General features: G+C 68.1%; 19 protein-coding genes. 9 read left to right on the forward strand and 10 right to left on the reverse strand.

From position 1 onward, the window contains the following. The 4 genes from JZ791_RS27695 to JZ791_RS27710 form a co-directional block, all read right to left on the reverse strand. A partial coding sequence (locus JZ791_RS27695) for an acyl-CoA dehydrogenase family protein (protein WP_308163123.1) occupies positions 1-1,340 on the reverse strand: 1,340 nt, incomplete at its 3' end. Further along, positions 1,333-2,307: an LLM class flavin-dependent oxidoreductase gene (locus JZ791_RS27700; protein ID WP_216898230.1), complete on the reverse strand. Its 975-nt coding sequence runs from the start codon at positions 2,305-2,307 to the stop codon at positions 1,333-1,335. The genes JZ791_RS27695 and JZ791_RS27700, both read right to left, overlap by 8 nt. Further along, positions 2,304-2,759 carry a PaaI family thioesterase gene (locus JZ791_RS27705; protein ID WP_216898232.1) on the reverse strand — a complete coding sequence of 152 codons (456 nt, stop codon included), beginning with the start codon at positions 2,757-2,759 and terminating at the stop codon, positions 2,304-2,306. The genes JZ791_RS27700 and JZ791_RS27705 overlap by 4 nt, the downstream gene beginning before the upstream one ends. Continuing rightward, the gene (locus JZ791_RS27710) at positions 2,756-4,204 is read right to left on the reverse strand and encodes a carotenoid oxygenase family protein (protein ID WP_254206411.1); all 1,449 of its coding nucleotides are present in this window, start codon (positions 4,202-4,204) and stop codon (positions 2,756-2,758) included. The genes JZ791_RS27705 and JZ791_RS27710 overlap by 4 nt, the downstream gene beginning before the upstream one ends. A gap of 158 nt (positions 4,205-4,362) precedes the next feature. On the opposite strand from JZ791_RS27710, the gene JZ791_RS27715 reads away from it, so the two are divergent. Together JZ791_RS27715 and JZ791_RS27720 are read left to right on the forward strand one after the other, a co-directional pair. Continuing rightward, complete coding sequence (locus tag JZ791_RS27715) at positions 4,363-4,923, forward strand: TetR/AcrR family transcriptional regulator (RefSeq protein ID WP_216898236.1); 561 nt, start codon at positions 4,363-4,365, stop codon at positions 4,921-4,923. Positions 4,924-5,036: 113 nt separating this feature from the next. Beyond that, positions 5,037-6,989 carry a flavin-containing monooxygenase gene (locus JZ791_RS27720; RefSeq protein ID WP_308163124.1) on the forward strand — a complete coding sequence of 651 codons (1,953 nt, stop codon included), beginning with the start codon at positions 5,037-5,039 and terminating at the stop codon, positions 6,987-6,989. 152 nt (positions 6,990-7,141) lie between these two features. On the opposite strand, the gene JZ791_RS27725 is transcribed toward JZ791_RS27720, so the two are convergent. Continuing rightward, positions 7,142-8,305 carry a thiolase family protein gene (locus JZ791_RS27725; protein WP_216898238.1) on the reverse strand — a complete coding sequence of 388 codons (1,164 nt, stop codon included), beginning with the start codon at positions 8,303-8,305 and terminating at the stop codon, positions 7,142-7,144. A gap of 77 nt (positions 8,306-8,382) precedes the next feature. Between JZ791_RS27725 and JZ791_RS27730 the strand changes: the two genes are divergently transcribed. Beyond that, positions 8,383-9,297, forward strand: a complete 915-nt coding sequence (locus JZ791_RS27730) for a VOC family protein (RefSeq protein ID WP_216898240.1) — start codon at positions 8,383-8,385, stop codon at positions 9,295-9,297. Positions 9,298-9,358: 61 nt separating this feature from the next. Next, positions 9,359-10,111: an enoyl-CoA hydratase-related protein gene (locus JZ791_RS27735; RefSeq protein ID WP_216898242.1), complete on the forward strand. Its 753-nt coding sequence runs from the start codon at positions 9,359-9,361 to the stop codon at positions 10,109-10,111. A 9-nt stretch (positions 10,112-10,120) separates the two neighbouring features. Here the strand turns inward: JZ791_RS27735 and JZ791_RS27740 are convergent, their stop codons facing one another. The 3 genes from JZ791_RS27740 to JZ791_RS27750 all read right to left on the reverse strand — a co-directional run bounded on the left by JZ791_RS27740 (position 10,121) and on the right by JZ791_RS27750 (position 12,037). Beyond that, positions 10,121-10,426, reverse strand: coding sequence for a hypothetical protein (locus JZ791_RS27740; RefSeq protein ID WP_254206413.1), 306 nt, complete (start codon positions 10,424-10,426; stop codon positions 10,121-10,123). A 100-nt stretch (positions 10,427-10,526) separates the two neighbouring features. Then, positions 10,527-11,075 (reverse strand): DUF7144 family membrane protein, encoded by a 549-nt coding sequence (locus tag JZ791_RS27745; protein WP_308163125.1) that lies wholly within the window; start codon positions 11,073-11,075, stop codon positions 10,527-10,529. A gap of 131 nt (positions 11,076-11,206) precedes the next feature. Further along, positions 11,207-12,037 carry an HpcH/HpaI aldolase/citrate lyase family protein gene (locus JZ791_RS27750; protein ID WP_216898243.1) on the reverse strand — a complete coding sequence of 277 codons (831 nt, stop codon included), beginning with the start codon at positions 12,035-12,037 and terminating at the stop codon, positions 11,207-11,209. A 166-nt stretch (positions 12,038-12,203) separates the two neighbouring features. Here JZ791_RS27750 and JZ791_RS27755 point away from each other — a divergent pair, with 166 nt between their 5' ends. Then, positions 12,204-12,860 (forward strand): GntR family transcriptional regulator, encoded by a 657-nt coding sequence (locus JZ791_RS27755; protein WP_216898245.1) that lies wholly within the window; start codon positions 12,204-12,206, stop codon positions 12,858-12,860. A gap of 2 nt (positions 12,861-12,862) precedes the next feature. Here the strand turns inward: JZ791_RS27755 and JZ791_RS27760 are convergent, their stop codons facing one another. After that, positions 12,863-13,717: a helix-turn-helix transcriptional regulator gene (locus JZ791_RS27760; RefSeq protein WP_216898247.1), complete on the reverse strand. Its 855-nt coding sequence runs from the start codon at positions 13,715-13,717 to the stop codon at positions 12,863-12,865. 86 nt (positions 13,718-13,803) lie between these two features. Between JZ791_RS27760 and JZ791_RS27765 the strand changes: the two genes are divergently transcribed. From JZ791_RS27765 to JZ791_RS27780, 4 genes are all read left to right on the forward strand, one after another. Then, positions 13,804-14,568: an SDR family oxidoreductase gene (locus JZ791_RS27765; protein ID WP_216898249.1), complete on the forward strand. Its 765-nt coding sequence runs from the start codon at positions 13,804-13,806 to the stop codon at positions 14,566-14,568. 37 nt (positions 14,569-14,605) lie between these two features. Next, complete coding sequence (locus tag JZ791_RS27770) at positions 14,606-14,815, forward strand: 4-oxalocrotonate tautomerase family protein (RefSeq protein ID WP_216898251.1); 210 nt, start codon at positions 14,606-14,608, stop codon at positions 14,813-14,815. 82 nt (positions 14,816-14,897) lie between these two features. Continuing rightward, positions 14,898-15,902 (forward strand): LacI family DNA-binding transcriptional regulator, encoded by a 1,005-nt coding sequence (locus JZ791_RS27775; protein ID WP_216898253.1) that lies wholly within the window; start codon positions 14,898-14,900, stop codon positions 15,900-15,902. Positions 15,903-15,988: 86 nt separating this feature from the next. After that, positions 15,989-17,194: a cytochrome P450 gene (locus JZ791_RS27780; protein WP_216898255.1), complete on the forward strand. Its 1,206-nt coding sequence runs from the start codon at positions 15,989-15,991 to the stop codon at positions 17,192-17,194. Here JZ791_RS27780 and JZ791_RS27785 read toward each other — a convergent pair. After that, positions 17,191-17,772: a TetR/AcrR family transcriptional regulator gene (locus JZ791_RS27785; RefSeq protein ID WP_216898257.1), complete on the reverse strand. Its 582-nt coding sequence runs from the start codon at positions 17,770-17,772 to the stop codon at positions 17,191-17,193. The genes JZ791_RS27780 and JZ791_RS27785 overlap by 4 nt on opposite strands. Positions 17,773-17,775: the final 3 nt, after the last annotated feature.

A 17,775-nucleotide genomic window follows, 5' to 3' on the forward strand; every position in this document is an offset into this window, starting at 1 on the left:
ATCGCGGCCAGCGCGCTCTCCGCGACCGGCGCCGCGAGCCCACGCCGGGCCAGACCGCGCACGATGGTGACCAGATCGCTGAAGTCGCCGCCGCCGCCCCCGGCCGGTTCGGCCACCGCGGCGCCCGGCCAGCCGAGCCCCGAGGCCCGCGCCCAGACCTCGACGGTGTCGGCTGGTTTGTCTGCTCGGCTCAGGTCGGCGACCGCCTCGTCCACCAGGCGCGACAATTCGTCGTCGGCTTGCGGCTCGCCGTCGTTGCGGGCGAGGATGCCCAGCAGCACCTCGGTGGTTCCACCGCGCAGCGTACCTCCGGGACTGCGCCGGATACCTTCGGCGACAATGCGATCGGCCTCGCCGCGCCCGGGCCGAGGCGTCGAACCCAGTACCGTGCGGCCGTATTCGACCAGGTCCGCCTCGAAGGAGGTGCCCAGATACTTGAGCATCGCGGCCCGCCGGATCGGCGCCTCGCCCGCATCCACCGCCGCGGCGACGCCGACTGCCATACCGCGCAGCGCGTGCAGACGAGCGACCAGTGTGCCGGTCTGCGAAGCATGTTGCGGCCGTGGCCGATTCGCGCGCAGCAGCGTCTCCAGCACCGGATAGGTGCTCAAAACCCTTTCGACGCCGCCACGTTCGAAGGACAGCTGTTCGGTGACCTGCCGCCAGCCGTTGCCCTCGGCGCCGATCACCCGGTCGGACGGTACGAACACGTCGTCGAAAATCGTTTCGTTGAAATGGTGTTCGCCCGCCAGGTCCAGGATCGGCCGTACCTCGATACCGGGCGTGGACAGATCGACCACGAATTCGGTGAGGCCGTCGTGCTTGTCCTCACCGCCGGGCACACGGGCGAGAACGTAAGCGTGCGTTGACCTGTGGGCGTTGCTGGTCCAGATCTTGCGGCCGGTGATGCGGTAGCCGCCCTCGACCGGAACCGCCTTGGTTCGCACCGCGGCAAGGTCCGACCCGGACTCTGATTCGCTCATGCCCAGGCAGAAAGTGACTTCGCCGGCCGCGATCTGGGGCAGGAACTCCCGTTGGAGTTCCGGGGTGCCGTAGCGCAGGATCGCCGGGCCGATCTGCCGGTCGGCGATCCAGTGCGCGGCCACCGGCGCGCCCGCCCGCAGCAGTTCCTCCGTCACCACCAGCCGGTCGACGGCTCCCGCTGCCCGGCCGCCGACCTCGCGGGGCCAGGTGATGCCGATGAGTCCGCGCTCGGCCAGCAACGCGGTGAACGCAGGGTCGTGGCCGTAGAGCCAGGCATCGCACTGCGCGGCGAATTCGCCTCGGCGCGTGGCGATTACCGCGCGCACCTCGTCTCTCAGGGAATTCTGCTCACCCACGGTGATCCTCTCTCAGCAGTGGCGCCAATCGGCGGGCGATCAGCTCGACGTTGCGCTCGACCATCGGTTCCGGCATGCCGCCCACGGAGGCCCACAGGAAGACCGTGTCCACCGGCGTGTCCGCCAGCCAGGCCCGCAACCGAGTCGCGAGATTTTCCGGTGTGTCGAACCAGAACGCGCCGGGGCGCGATAACGGCCTCTGCCGTCCGGCGTCGGGGTCGAACGGGCGCTGCCCCCCGGCGCTCCTGCCGACGTCGGTGTGCCGCCGATACGAGTTCTGTTGATAGGTGATGTACGGGGCCGTGTCGGCCCAGTCCCGTTCGGGGTCCTCGCTCGGCAGTGCGAAGAAGGGGCCGCCCATCCGCCCGCCCGACGGGTCCAGACCGGCCTCCGCCCGTCCCTGACGGTAGGCGGGCAGCAAGTCCGGGTTCAGGAACAGCAGATCCGCACCCAGCCGCCCGGTGCGCCGGGCGCCGTTCGGGCTGCCGCTGCCCAGCCAGATCGGAATCGGGGACTGAACCGGCCGCGGCGTCACCCGCCCAGACCAGAGTTCCCGCAGATCCGGCACCTGCCGCGCGAGCGTGCCGAAGCGCCCGGCGTGATCGGCGCCGAACAGATCGAATTCGGCCTGCCGGTACCCCGCGCCGAGGCCGAGTTCGAGCCGCCCGTCCGAGACGAGGTCGGCCACCGCGGCCTGCTCGGCGATCTCCACCGTCGAGTGCAGCGGGGCCACGATCAATGCCGTGCCGATCCGCACCCTGCGCGTACGTGCCGCGATCGCGGCGGCGAACGTGAGCGGCTGCGGCAGATAACCGTCGTCGAAGGCGTGATGTTCACTGACCCAGACGGAGTCGAGCCCGGCGCGTTCGGCCTCCTCGCACATCTCCAACGTGTGCGCGTACACCCGCGCGGGGTCCAAGCCGGAGCCCGGCGGCACCCGCAGATCGAAATACAGACCGACCTTCACGACATCGCCTCCGTATACGGCCGCGGCAGCCAGGTCCCGCTCGCCGCCGAGCAGAGCCGCCCACCGCTGTCGATCTCGATATGGACGAAGATGAGCGCCGATCCGGAACGAACGACCGTGCCGACGCAGACGAGCGGAAGTCGCGCCGGCGCAAGGTATTCCGTGTTGAGCACGCAGGTCAGCACGCCGTGCCCGGGCGCGGCGCAGGTGACCGCCGCCATCGCTCCCACCTGGTCGGCGACCGCCGCGACCAGGCCGCCGTTGACCGCCCCGTTCGGGTTCAGCGGCAGAATCGACTCGGCGAGGTCGAATACCGCTCGCCCGTCGCCGAATTCGCGGGGTTCCAGGCCGAGCGCGACGATGGCCGGTTGGGTTCGTGCCCAGTTCTGCCAGGCGCCCCAGTCGGTTTCGGTCGGCTGGGGACGGTGCGCGACGTGGGACGGCGGGTTCACCGCCGGAAGTCCATCCAGTGCCCGTGTGGCGTCCAGCCCATCAGGAACGGGATCTCGATCGTGCAGACCGGGCCCTTGGTGATGTCGTAGGTGTCGAATATCTGGTACTCGCCGCGTTTGTCCGCCCACCACGACACCGGGACGATGACGTACCCGTCGCCCTCGGGCGCCTGCGGGCTACGCGGTGCGAATGTCGCCTCGAGTACGGCCGCGGCCTCGGTGGAACGGATCTGGTGCACCTGCTCGGCCATGGTTCGCACATTGGTCACGACCAGGCTGTTCATCGACATCCCGTTGCGTTTGACCACCCCGCCGACCTGGAAGCCGAAGGTGTAGCCCTTGCCGTAGAAGCGCTCGTCGACCTTGGGCAGCTCGGAGGGACGATCCGAGAGTTGCTCGGTCTTGGCCGCGCCGGTCTCGAGGTCGATGGTCCAGCGGCCCAGGAAACTGCGGGACACCGAGAAGAACAGCGCGACATCCTCGCCCGCGGAGAAGTCCTGGGCGAACGGGAAGGGCGGGCGGTTGAAGATCGGCGCGTCGAGGGTGAGGATGTTGCCCTCGACATTCGCCGACAACGTGTGCATGACGTACTCGCACGGGATGTCGGTGTTGATCCAGCGGACCTCGCCGTGCAGATCGTGCCGGGGGATGAGCCCGAGCACGATGGGCAGATTCGGATCCCAGCCCCAGATCCCGAGCTGCTGCTCGGTGATCTGCTTGCGGTCGGCGGTGAACGGCTGGAACGGCATCACGATCCACTCCGGGGTGAGCCAGATGTCGTGCGCCACAGTGTTATAGGGAGCGTCGTGCAGATCGCGCGACTCGACGGCGCCGTCGGGGTGCACGATGTGGATGGTGACGAAGGGCTTCTCGTCGCGCCAGTTCCAGCCGTACAGCGTCCCGGTGTCGTGATCCCACTTCGGATGCGCCGTGAACGCGGCATCGCCGTAGGTCGACTTCTCGTGCAGGCCCTTGGACAGCTTGCTGGACCAGTTCGCGATGCCCTTGGTCTCCAGCGTGATCGGATCCAGCGCGATCGGGGGCCCGCCCTGTTCGCCGGTGGCGATGATCTCGCCGGCGAACGGGAAGGCGTTGATGTTGTTGGTGCCCTGCGGTACTCCGGTGGTGTACTGGTCGCGGGCGACGTCACCGTAGGCGTGGTCGCGCCAGTCGCCGAAACCGCCGTCGGTCCATTCGAACAGCCCGCGCCCGGCCGCGTCCTCGGCGACGAATTTGGGTGTGCGCACCCACCGGTTGCGGAAGTCGGCCCGGCCGTTGTCCAGCACCAGCCCCTGGATCATGCCGTCCATGCTGATCAGCGGATTGTTGCCCTGCTTGGTCGGGCGCCGCCAGGTGGGACCGGCGCGATAGAAACCGCCGGACAGCTCCTTGGGAATTTCCCCCTGAGTGACTATGCATTCCTCGACCGTGGCCTCGAAACGCATCGGTTGGAAGGGACCTCGTAGCGAGTTCCCTTTCGGTAGCGGATACCCCATTGTTCACAAACCTCCTCGGCGGACGAGACCGCGATACCAGGAACGCTAGCACCAAAATGCCACCTATGGAAACGATCGTTCACATCGCTTGCGGATAGGATGTGGCCATGTCACGGGACCAGAGCATCCTCGAAGCCGCCGCCCGGCTGTTCGCCGAACGCGGGTTCGCCGGGGTCGGCGTCGACGCCCTCGCCACCGAGGCGGGCATCACCGGATCCGCCGTCTACCGCCACTTCTCCAGTAAGGACGAGATCCTCGCCACACTCTTCGACCGGTTGATGGACACGCTGCTCATGCGAATGGGCGACGAACAGCCGGATCCGCACGCCGAACTGGACCGGCTGATCGCGATTCACGTGGAGTTCGTGCTCGCCAACCCCGAGTTGACCACGATCTGGCAGCGCGAGCAGTCGACCCTGGCCGCGCTCTATCAGCGCAGCTTCGCCCGGCGCCAGCGACTGTACGTCGACCGCTGGATCCAGGCGCTGGACCGCTGCTATCCGGGGCACGACCGCTCTCGCCTGGCAACGACCGTTCGCGCGCTGCACAGCCTGATCTCCTCCGACCTCTCGCGGCCTGCGAACGTCAAGAAAATGCCGGGTCTACCGGGCTATCTGGAGTCCATGGCGCGGGCGACATGCGCCGCATTGTCCGACTACGGAGGCTGACCGCGGACCGCCGGGGAATTGCACGGCGGATTGCCGCCCAGCTATTCTGATATTCTCAGTATCAAAATAGGGGCGGCCGTTGCCGCCTTCCCCGTAGCAGTCAGGACGTCTCCGTGACTCAAATCGCACCAAGGTCATCACCACGGCTGCCGGCCTCCGAGACCGCGTTCCACGACGAGCTCGAGGCCGCGCTCGCCCATGCGAATCTGCCCACCCTGCTCGCGGCCGTCGTCCAGCTCACCGGCGACTTCACCCTGTTGGAGGGAAAGTTCCGGCCCGGGACGATGCGCGGCGCGGGCGATCACGACGACGCCGGTCTGCCCCCGGAGCCGCAGGCCGAACTGCGGGCCCTGGCGGCCGATCTCGTGCTCTCGCATCGCCGGGGCGAACTGCCCGAACCCCCGCCGCTGACACCCGCGCAGGTCGTCGAGGTGCTCGGCGCCTGCCTGGATCAGCAGATCCCGGCCGAGCAGGGCGGGATGCTGGCCGAGGAACTCGGGGTGCTCTCGCGGGCGACGCCGGTCATCCCGGCCGAACTGCGCGAGCGGGTTCCGGAGGCGCTCGTCGTCGGCACCGGCTTCTCCGGGCTCTGCGCGGCGATCCGCCTGCAGGAGGCCGGGATTCCCTACACGATCATCGATAAGAATCCGGGCGTCGGCGGAACCTGGTTCGAGAACGTCTATCCCGGATGCGGTGTGGACACCCCCATCCACCTCTACTCGTTCTCCTTCGCCCAGCGCCCGGACTGGCCCCGGTACTTCGCGAAACAGTCCGAGGTCGGCGGATATCTGGACGATATCGCCGCCGCGTACGGAGTCCAGGAGAAGGTCGAATTCGGCACCGAGCTGGAAAAGGCGGAGTGGCAGGACGCCGAGGGATATTGGCGGGTGACCCTGCGGCACGCCGACGGCACGACCTCGGTCCGCGGCTATCCGGTGGTGATCACCGCGGTCGGGCTGCTGAACCGGCCCGCCTATCCCGATCTGCCCGGACTGGACGCATTCCCTGGTCCGGTGGTGCACACGAGCGCCTGGACCCCCGGACTCGAGCTGGCCGGGAAGCGGGTCGCCGTGATCGGCACGGGCGCCTCGGCGATGCAGCTGGTTCCGGCGATCGCCGGGCTCGCCGCGGAGGTGACCGTCTATCAGCGGTCCGCGCAGTGGATCATGCCCAACCCCAACACCAATCGCGAGGTCGAGTCGGCCAAGCGGTTCCTGATGCGGGAGTTCCCCGGCTACCAGACGTGGTACCGCTTGCGACAGGCGTGGAACTTCGGTGACCGGATGCATCCCATGCTGCGGATCGACCCGCAGTGGCCGCATCAGGACCGATCGATCAACGCCACCAACGAACGGCATCGAGTGTCGCTCACGCGCTATATCCACGAGCAACTCGCGACCCGGCCCGAGCTGATCGACAAATGCGTGCCCACCTATCCGCCGTACGGTAAGCGGCCGCTACTCGATCACGGCTGGTTCGAGGCGCTGCTGCGCGAGGATGTGCGCCTGGTCGACGAGGGTGTGTCGCGGATCGAGGGCAACCGCGTCGTCTCGGCCTCCGGGCAGGCCCGCGAGGCCGACGTGATCGTGCTCGCCACCGGTTTCCAGACCCTGAACATGCTGGGGCCCATGGAGATTCGCGGACGCAGCGGCGACACGCTGCGCGAGGTGTGGGGCCCGGACGACGCGCGCGCCTATCTGGGCATGACGGTCCCGGACTTCCCGAACCTCTTCATCCTCTACGGCCCCAACACGAATGCCGGACACGGCGGCAGTCACGTGCTGAGCGTGGAGATGCAGGTGCGCTACGTGGCGCAGGCCATCGCGCGCATGGCCGCCGAAGGGCTCGACAGCATCGAGTGCCGCCGCGAGGTCTACGAGAAATACAACGACGAACTCGACGAGGCCCTGAGCGGTTCGATCTGGACGCACCCCGGGATGACCACGTACTACCGCAACAGCAAGGGCCGCATCGTCACCAACATTCCGTGGTCGAATGCCGAATACTGGCGGCGAACAAAGGTTTTGGACCCAGGCGACTTCGTGGAACGCCCGCGTCGCGGGTGAGGCGCGTGCTGCCCGCGCGCCGCGACGACCGCGTCCCGGGGCGCGGGCAGCACGCGCCGGAACGCGGTCGTCGCGGCGCACGGCGCGGGCGGGTGAGGCCACCGGACCTGCCGGTCCGCGTGATCGGACACGATCGCCCGGTGGCGCCTCGATCAGCCGATACCCTCCAAGACCATCGCCGCGGCCATACCGCCGCCCGCGCACATCGCGGCTACGCCGATACCGCCTCCGCGACGGTGCAATTCGTGGGTCAGCGTGGTCACCATGCGGGCGCCCGTGGCGGCGACCGGATGTCCCAGCGAGCAGCCGCTGCCGAAGGGGTTGACGCGCTGTTCGTCCAGCGAGAGCGCGCGGGTGGCCGCGATGGCGACCGAGGCGAATGCCTCGTTGATCTCCCACAGGTCGACATCCGCGGGCGTCAGTCCCGCGCGATCGAGTGCCTTCGAGATGGCCGCGGCCACAGCGAGTCCGGTGCGCACCGGGGGAACCGCGATGCTGGTGGCGGCCAGAATGCGGCTCATCGCCGTCCAGCCCTGGGCTTGGGCGACGGCCGGCTCGGCGACCAGCACCGCCGCGGCCGCGTCGTTGATGCCGCTCGAATTGCCCGCGGTGACCGAGAAGCCGGGAATCTCGGCGTGCAACGGCCGCAGTGCGGTCAGTTTCTCGATGCTGGTCGACGATCGCGGGTGCTCGTCCACCTGGAAGGTCGTGGTCGTGCCATCGGCCCGGGAGACCTCGATGGGCACGATCTCGGCGGTGAACCGGCCGTTCTGGATGGCCTGGACAGCCCGGGCGTGCGAGCGCAGCGCCCATTCGTCCTGTGCCAGGCGGCTGATATCGCCCAGGCGGGCGGCGTTCCAGCCGACGGTCACCGACATGTCGTCGGCCGGTGCGTCGGGGGTGGGCCGATGCGATTCGAACAGCCACGGCCGGTCCGGGTCGTGCCGGTCGCGCAATTCCGGTGCGGTGGAGGACGATTGCACACCGCCGGCGATGACGGCTCGCTCGCCCGAGCGGATCGCCCCCGCCGCGGTGATGATCGCGCTGAGCCCGCCGGCGCAGTGGCGGTTGACCGCCAAGCCGGGCACATCCGTCAGCCCGGCCTCGAGTGCGGCGTACCGGGCGATCACGCCGCCGCCGTGCAGCGATTCGGCCAGGATCACGTCATCGATGAGCTCGCGGCCGCCCGCGACGCCGTCGACCAGGCCGGAGATCACCGGAACAGCCAGATCGGCCGGCTCGACGTTAACGATCGTGCCCTTGAAAGAGGTGCCTATCGCGGTCCGTTGAGCTGCGACAATTACCGGGTTTATCACTGAAACCTCCCATAAATCTCGGTGTAATACTATCATCGGAGGAAACGATCGTTCACAGCGAATGGAGTAGATTTCGTATGTACGACGCGTTGGTGTCGGCCGATATCGTCACGGATGATCCGGACGGCGCGGCCGATCGCCTGGTCGCCCTGTTCGACCTGCCCGTGCCGCGGCCCAGTGCGTACCAGGAGCCCGACGGGCACGGGTTCCGTGCCGTGTGGCTGCGGGTCGCGCCGTCCATGTCGGCGGCGCCCACCCGGATCGAGCTGATCGGCCCGCGGCCGCGCGTGCTGCCGCACGACTACGTGGAGGAGCGGGTGGTCGCGCAGGGCGATCGGCCGATCCGCACCCATGCCACGGTGCTGGCCGGAGACGTGGAGGCCGTGCTCGGGCATCTGCGGCGTGCCGGGGTGCGGCACCGGATCACCCCGGCGAGTGAGGATTTCGATTTTCCCCGGGTGTGGCTCGGGGTGAGCGCCGACGATCCGACCGGCTACCGGCAGCAGACCGACGCCGGGTTGTGGCTCGAGGTGGTCCCGACCGCGAGTTCGGGCTTGTCGGCCGGGGGAGCGCCGCGCCCTGCCGAGGGGCCGGGGGTACGCCGGATACGGGCACGCCGATTCATCGTCGACGACGCTGTCCGATCGGTGCGGGCGCTGGCCGAGAACCTGGCGTTGGAGGCGGCGTCGCTTCGCCGGACGGAAGGCGGGACGATCGCCCGATACGTCTTCGGGAACCCCTACAGTGCGGCGCTCGAGCTCTGCGAACCCGCCGCCGGATCGGAGCTCGACGCGTTCGGCCGCACGTGGGGACCGGGTCCGCACGCGATCGTGCTCGAGGTCGGGAGTCTGGAGGCGATGGCGGCCGCGCTCACCGCCCGCGGGGTGCCGGTGCGCCGGTCACACGATGCCGACGGGCTGCCCATCCTGCTCCCGGATCCCGCCCGGACCCTCGGTGTGCCGTTCGAGCTGGTCGAGGAACAGGCGGGCTGAATACGGCGCAGGCACATCGCCAACTATGGTCGAGGGTGGTTCGTGCCTGCGAAAGGGAACAATGAACACTGTCGAGGTCACCAGGCGTGGGCGTGTCACCGTCATCAGGATGTGCCGTGAAGCCAAGCGCAACGCGATCGACGCCTCCATCACCGCCGGAATCGACAAGGCCCTCAACGACTTCGAGGACGACCCCGATCAGTGGTGCGCGATACTCACCGGGGGGACCGAATGTTTCAGCGCGGGCGCGGATCTCGCCTCCGGACCCGGTGAGCCCACGCCCCGGGGCGGCATCGCCGGAATCATCACTCGCACACGGACCAAGCCGCTGATCGCCGCGGTGGAGGGTTTCGCGCTGGGCGGTGGTTTCGAACTGGTCATGTGCTGCGATCTGGTGGTCGCCTCGAGCACCGCGCGCTTCGGGCTGCCCGAGCCCAAGCGCGGTCTGATGGCGGATTTCGGTGGGGCCTTTCGCATCACCCGCTATCTTCCGCCGAACGTGGCACGCGAGTTGCTGCTGACCGCGGACGACATCGATGCCGCCCGGGCCGAGCGCCTGGGCCTGGTCAATCGGCTCACCGAACCCGGCGAGGCCCTCTCGGTGGCACTCGGCCTCGCCGAGCGGATCTGCACGAATGCGCCACTGGCGATTCGCGCCTCGTTGCGGGTGGCCAACGCGGCGATCAGCGCGGACGAGACGTCGCTGTGGCAGCTGTCCGACGAAACGCACGCCGGACTGGTGCGCACGTCGGACGTCACGGAAGGCGTGAGCGCCTTTCTCGAGAAGCGCAAGGCGCGCTGGACGGCCACCTGACCGCCCGGATCAGTGCCCCTGCCGCTCGGCATCCGGGGGAAGCAGGCGATTCATCCGCCGTCGTTCCGCCAGCAGCCAGACCACTCCGGCGACGCCGGCGACGACGAAGACTATGGCGGCGACCACTGCCCACCCCCAGATTCCGTAACCGGCGGCGGTGAGGAACAGGGCGAGCGCGATCACCGCCAGTCCACACAGCAGGATGCCGGGGACGTTGTAGGTGTCCTCGAGCCCCTCGCCTGCGTGATGCCTGCGCAGTGACCTGCGCCGACCGGGCGCCTGCGCGGCGGTCCGGGCGCTCTGCGGTTCGGTCATGATGTGCCTCCCACGGTCGTGCCGGGCGCGAACCCTGGCGAATTGATGCGCTGGTGCTCGTCTGCCCGGCATCGAGACCGTCAAACAGTGCGGAGGGTGATCACGAGGAATGGTTGGGCGTCGCGGTGTCCGGGCCGTGCTGATTCCAGGTCGCGACGGCCCAGATCAGGAACGCGTCGAGCGCGATGATCAGCACCGACCACCACGGATTGTGCGGCAGCCACAGGAAATTCGCGACGATCGAGGCAGCGGCGAATACGATCGCCGCCGCCCGCGCCCAGGCCCACCCGGTGAACAACGCCGCGGCGATGAGCACGAGCAGGGCCCCGATGACGATGTGGACCACACCCCAGCCGGTGGTGCTCCACTGATAGGTGTACTGCGGGCCGACCACCACGATGCTGTCGGCCTCGACCGCCGAAATGCCCTCCAGGATCTGCACCGCCCCGGCGACGATCAGCAGCACCGCCGCCGCGATCGTCCCCATGGCGGCGGCCTGCTGGCGCGCGGGTGGCGCACCTCCTTCGTGACGGCCGCCGGGTATGGACTCGGTATCCGGCGCGGCAGTCGCACCGGGCCCGATGCCCGGTGCGATATTCGGATCGGTCGGCAGCACCGGGGCCGGGGTCACAGGTGTCGGGTTGGACATTGTTCCTCCCTCGATCGATGAATCGTCCAGCTGACGGAGCCGTACTACCCGCGTCGGTCATCCCGACACGTGGATCGGCCCGGCAATCGCCGGAGGGAGGCGTGGTCGCGATCGTGCGCGCGCGGCGCCGATCAGAATCCGGCGAAGACGTCGGCCATGTGGTTGATCCGGTGGGCGCGGGCGAGCTTGGGCAGGTCGCTACCGTCGGAGACGTTCTCGCCCGCGGCCCCGAGCCGGGAGATGATGTCCGCCGCCCAGGTGATCTCGTCGGGCTGCGGGCTCAGCGCGTGGTTCACGGCCTCGGCATCGCGGGCGTGCATGCACAGCTTCCCGCTCATCCCCATCGACTTCGTCACCGCCAGCTCCGACGGCAGATCCGCCGGGCCGGTGACGCAGGGTCCATCGATCGGGGCCGCGATGTCGGCGGCTCGGCTCGCGACGACCAGACGGCTGCGGGCGTAGGCCAGGGCGTTCGCGTCCACATTGGTATCACGACGGAAATCGCCCGTGCCGAAGGCCAATCGGACCACGGCGTCGGCCGAGGCGATCTCGAAGGCGAATTCGATGCCCCGCGCCGATTCGACCAGGGCCAGGACCGGGATGCCGGGGAGCCGGGCGGCCGTGCGATCGATCTGCTCGGGCGACTCGGTCTTGGCGAGCATCACACCGCTCAGACCGGCGACGCCCGCGAGCGCCGCGAGATCGATGCTCCAGTCCGCGGTGGTGGCGTTGTTGATGCGCACCCATCCGGTGCCGGTGGACCCGAGGAATTCGGTGACATGCCCGCGGGCCGCGCCTTTGGCGGACGGGATCACGCCGTCCTCGAGGTCGAAGATGACGGCGTCGGCCGCCGAATTGGCGGCGTCGTCGAACCGATCAGGGCGTGAGCCCGGGACCAGAAGCCAGGAACGAGCGTGGATCGCCGGGACGGAGACGGTCTGCGGCGCAGACGTACGGGTCATTCGGTTTTCTGTCCTCTCGATGCGGTACGCCAAACCGTTTTGAACAGTACATCACATCCAATATATTGGTTGTGTGGATAACATCACTCGATCCCCCTCCGAATCGCGGAAGTTACCCGGACGTACAGTATCCACTATGTTGGGCGACCGGGTTGAGCGGCGACGCATGAGCGATGTCGCGTTCGATCGGATCTGCGACGCGATCGTCACCGGTGAGCTGGCTCCCGGATCGAAGGTTCGTGACAGCGATCTGGCCGATCAGCTGGGCCTGAGCCGAACTCCGGTGCGCGAGGCGCTGGCTCGCCTGATCGACACGGGCCTGGTCGAGGCCAAACCCGCCGCGTTCACCCGAGTCGCCCCGCTACACCGCGCGGACGTCGAATCCACGCTGGCGGTCTTGGAGGTCCTGGACCAACTGGCCGTCCGGACCGGGGTGCCCAATCTCACCCCCGACATGATCGCGCTCATGCGCACCGCCAACGACGATCTCGCGCAGGCGATCAAAGCCGACGATATCGCCGCCGCCCTCGCGGCCGACGACATCCTGCACGGCGTGATCGTCGATGCCGCCGGCAACCCCCTGCTCGAGCGGCTCATCCAGCAGGTGCACCCGCAGATCCACCGGATCTACTACCGCAAGTTCTCCAGCCTGCGCGGGTGGCAGGACGCCCTCGATCACCACGACAACCTGATCAGGTTGTGCGCGAAGGGCGATAGCGATGCCGCCGCCGAAATCTCCTCACAGCACCGGCGATTCCTCGGCGGACTGATCGGGGAACTGTTCGACATCGATGAGCACAGCTCCGCCGGCTCGTCGCGGTAGCATCAGCGCCCGGCGAGGTCCTGGGTGCCGATGACGGCGAGCATGTCCAGCTTGTCGGCGCTGTCGGTGCCCAGTGCGGGGGTGAACCAGAGCAGGCGCTGCCGACCGTCCTCGCTGAACAGATTCAGGCAGTTCACTTCCAGCACACCGAGACTCGGGTGGTTGATGCGTTTGCGGTCGTCGCGGCGGAACGCGACGGCGTGTTTCGCCCAGATCTCGGCGAACTCGGGGGAGCGGTGCAGGAGTTCGGACAGCAGCGAGCCTGCCTCGGTGTCCTTGGCGTCTCGCCGTGCGAGAGCGGCCCGCAGGTCCGCGACGAACGTCCGGGACTGTGCCGGGTGGTCCTGCTCCGGGTAGAGCCGTCGTGCCTCGGGATCGGTGAACCAGCGGTAGACGAAGCTGGCCTCGAGCCCGCGCAGGCCCGATTGGTCGCCGAGCAGGGCGACGGCGAGCGGGTTCTGCACGAGGGGGACGTGCAGGTCGGTGATCACCTGCGCGGGCGTCGAGGTCAGCCTGGTGAGCAGGTCGAGCATGCCCGGGTGGACGTGCGAGGTCGCGGTGCCGCTGCGTGGTACGGGGCGGTCGGCGAGATGGAAGATGTGGTCGCGCTCGTCGGCCGTGAGTCGCAGTGCGCGCGCCAGCGCCGCCAGCATCTGCTCCGACGGCTGCGATCCGGCCCCGCGCTCGAGTTCGTTGTAGTAGTCCACCGATGCGCCGGCGAGCTGGGCCACCTCGTCACGACGCAGCCCGGACACCCGGCGTCGGGGGCCGGAAACCAGCCCGACGTCTTCGGGGCGGATGCGCTCACGTCGCGATCGCAGGAACGCGCCCAGCTCGGCGCTCTTCGAGGAACCCATGGTTGTCAGTCTGCGCCGGGCTGGGGCGGGGACACAGGGGACGGCATCCCCTGGCATCGTCGGGCGCGGTCGGTCAGGGTGGAGACATGACAAACATTCAGCCTGAAACCCCTGATGGGGAGCCCGGACGGGTCGCTATTGTCACCGGGGGCTCGCGCGGCATCGGCCGGGCGGTCTCCCTCCGGCTCGCCGCCGACGGCCTGGCCGTGGTCGTCAACTACGCCGGTGACACCGCCTCCGCGGAGAAGACCGTCACCGAGATCACCGCCGCGGGCGGACGGGCCATCGCCGTGCGAGCCGACATCGCCGACGAGAACGCCGTGCGCGCGATGTTCGACCGTGCCGAATCCGAGTTCGGCGGGATCGACGTGGTGGTGAACAGCGCCGGTCGTATGGTGCTCGCGCCGATCGCCGACTTCGACCTGGACGCCCTGGATCAGTTGCACCGCACCAATATTCGTGGTGCTTTCGTCGTCGCCCAGCAGGCCGCGCGCCGCCTGCGCGCCGGTGGCTCGTTCGTGGGCTTCTCGACATCGGTGGTCGGCACCCAGTTCCCCACCTACGGCGCGTACGTGGCCAGCAAGGCCGCTGTCGAGTCGATGACCCTCATCCTGGCCCGGGAACTGCGCGGCCGGGACGTCACCGTCAACACCGTCGCCCCGGGACCCACGGCCACCGACCTGTTCCTGGACGGCAAGTCCGAGGAACAGATCGCCTCCCTGGCCAAAACGCCGCCGCTGGAGCGCCTGGGAACTCCGGAGGACATCGCCAGGGTCGTCGCCTTCCTCGCGAGCCCGGAGGGCCACTGGGTCAACGGCCAGACCCTGCGCGCCAACGGCGGCCTGGTCTGACATCGACTTCCGAACCATCGACTCGAGGAGAACGCTCGTGCCCTTCGCCAATTTCAAGGTCCCCGCAGGCACCCTCAGCGCCGAGGACAAACAGAAGATCATCGCCCGCACCACCGACCTCTACGCCGAAATCTACGGCGACCGCGCCCGCCCGACCACCGTCGTCCTCGTCGACGAGGTTCCCGACGGCGGTTGGGGCGTCGCGGGCAACGTCCTGACCGCCGCCATGCTCAACGGCGACACGTAACCTCGCCACGGCTCCGCATCGACTCATCTGTCGGACATGCAACGATGAAGGGCCCGGATCGTTGCGGAGCAGTGGAGGGCTCGTGGTGGAGAGGGTATCGACCCGACCGACGAAAGCGGATGTCGCTCGCCTGGCGAATGTTTCGACCGCGACGGTCTCCTATGTGCTGAACAATTCGCCGGGGCGCAGGATCTCGACGGAGACCAAGGCCGCTGTTCGCCGCGCCGCCGAACAGTTGGGATACCGGCCCAATCTCGCGGCCCGCAGTCTCGCGGTGGGGGCCAGTGGTGTGGTGTTGTTCGTCGTGCCGCGGTGGATCTCCGACAATTTGCTGACCGAGGTCGGCAGCCGGTTGACCAGTGCGCTGCTGCAGCACGGGATCGTGTTGTCGATGCAGTTCGAGACGCAGGACAATCGCAATGTGATCGCCGCGATCACCGATCTGAATCCGATCGCGGTGACCAGCGTGTTCCCGCTGACCGGTGCGGTGGCGGACGTCGTGACCGAGGCCGGTATCCCGCAGATTCACCTGGGCGGTCCGGATCCGGAGGGCTTCGGTTCCCTGTCCATGGGTGTGGGTGCGATGCGCGTCGGTCACCTCGTCGATCGCGGTCACCGGCGTCTGGGATTCGCGTTGTCGGGGTCGGCCGGGCTCGACTCACTCGGGCGGTACTGGCTGGCGGGTGCTCGCGGCGCGGCGGCGGAGCGTGGGTTGCCGGAGATCTCGGTCGCGACGTTGGCCGATGACGGTTCGGATGCCGCGGATATCGTGGCGCGGTGGGTGGGGGAGGGCGTCACGGCCGTGCTGGCGCAGAGCGACGAGATGGGTTTCGTTGTGCTGCACGGCATCCGCCGGGCCGGGTTGCGGTGCCCGCAGGACCTGGCCGTGATCGGGGTCAACACGGGCCTGCTCGGCGGGGTGAGCGCTCCGGCGTTGACCTCCGTCGCGTTCGACGCCGGCGTGATCGTCGAGGTTGCGGCCCGGGCCTTCAGCTCGGCGCTCGCGGTGCCGATCGGAAAGGCGCCCATCGTAAATAATGCGGAGGAACAGCCCTTGTACTCGTTGGTCATACGGGAATCTGCCTGATTCGAGCGAATAACTACATTGCTGGAGCGGATCTTCAGGTTAAGCGCGTAACCTCTCGGTGAGTTCAGGATCGAGAGGTGATCGCCATGACCGCTACCACGCAGAGCAACGTCTACTACGACCCGTACGACGTCGACATCAACGCCGACCCCTACCCGGTGTACCGGCGGTTACGTGAGGAAGCGCCGCTCTACTACAACGACAAGCACGACTTCTACGCGCTGAGCCGCTTCGCGGATGTGAACAAGGCGCTGAACGATCCCCGGACGTTCAGTTCGGCGCGCGGCGCCATCCTCGAACTGATCAAAGCCAACGTGCCGATTCCGTCGGGCGTGGTGCTGTTCGAGGACCCGCCGGTGCACGACACGCATCGAAAGATGCTGGCCCGCTTGTTCACTCCGCGCGTCGTCAACGGACTGGAACCGAAGATCCGCGAATTCTGCGCCCAGAGCCTGGATCCGCTCGTCGGCGGCGGCCGTCTCGACTTCGTCGGCGACCTCGGCGCTCAGATGCCGATGAAGGTCATCAGCATGCTGCTGGGGATCCCGGACGATCTGCGAGAAGCGGTGCGCGACCACGCGAACGAGGCGATGCGCACCGAGGCGGGCAAGCCGATGGACGCCGCACAGCAGGGATTCGTCGCGAGCGAGGTATTCGCGTCCTATGTCGACTGGCGCAGGGACAATCCCTCCGACGACATCACCACCGAATTGATGAACACCGACTTCGTGGACGAGCACGGCGTCACCCGGCGACTGACGCGCGACGAATTACTCACCTACCTGAATGTCGTTGCGGGAGCGGGCAATGAGACCACCACCCGCCTGATCGGGTGGGCGGGCAAGGTACTCGCCGAACATCCGGATCAACGGTGGCTGCTCGTGGAGGATCCGGGCCTGATTCCGAAAGCGATCGAGGAGATCCTGCGCTTCGAGCCGCCCGCTCCCCATGTGGCGCGCTACGTCACCCGGGACGTCGAGTACTACGGTCAGGTCGTCCCCGAAGGCAGCGCCCTGATGCTGATTCTCGGCGCGGCCAACCGCGACCACCGCCAATATCCCCCCGACGGAGACGTATTCGACATTCAGCGTGACACCCGCCAGCAGCATCTGTCGTTCAGCATCGGCACCCACTACTGCCTGGGCGCCGCACTGGCGAGGCTGGAGGGCCGAATCGCCCTGGAGGAGATACTGAAACGGTTCCCCGAGTGGGATGTCGACCTGAGCGCGGCTCTGCTCTCGCCAACCTCGACGGTGCGCGGTTGGGAGAGCATGCCGGCGATCATCGGTTAGGGCTTCAGTCCGAGCAGGGATGTCAACGTGGCGGTGGCCAGTTCCTCGGGCGGGGCGTCCATGCCGAAACGCTCGTTGGGGCGGCGCAGCATGAGTTCGGCGATGCCGTGCAGAGCGGCCCAGATGGATCGGGCGAGCAGTTCGGCGGATGTGCTGTCCGGCAGCACTTTCGCCTGCTGGGCCGCGGCGACGACCGTGAGCAGCACGTCGAAGGCCTCCATGCCGACCGGGCCGTCGCTCTGCTCGTCGTGGAACATCGTCATGAACAGTTCCCGGTGGTCGTGCGCGAAACGCACGTACGCGCCACCGATTCGGAGCAGGCGTTCGCGGGGGTCCTCGGTGGTCGCCGCGGCACGCCGCAGGGTTTGATACAGCAGCTCGTAACCCTCGATGGCCACCGCGGTCAGCAGTTCTTCGCGATTGGCGAAGTGGCGGTAGGGCGCGGCCGTGCTGACGCCGACGCGACGGGCGACCTCGTTCAGGCTGAACTGGCTGTGCCCGCGTTCGGCCAGGATTTCCTTGGTCCCGTCGATGAGCGCCTGACGCAATGCGCCGTGGTGGTAGGCCGTTTTCGCCATGTT

The organism is Nocardia alni (assembly GCF_019038435.1).
Lineage (GTDB): Bacteria > Actinomycetota > Actinomycetes > Mycobacteriales > Mycobacteriaceae > Nocardia > Nocardia alni.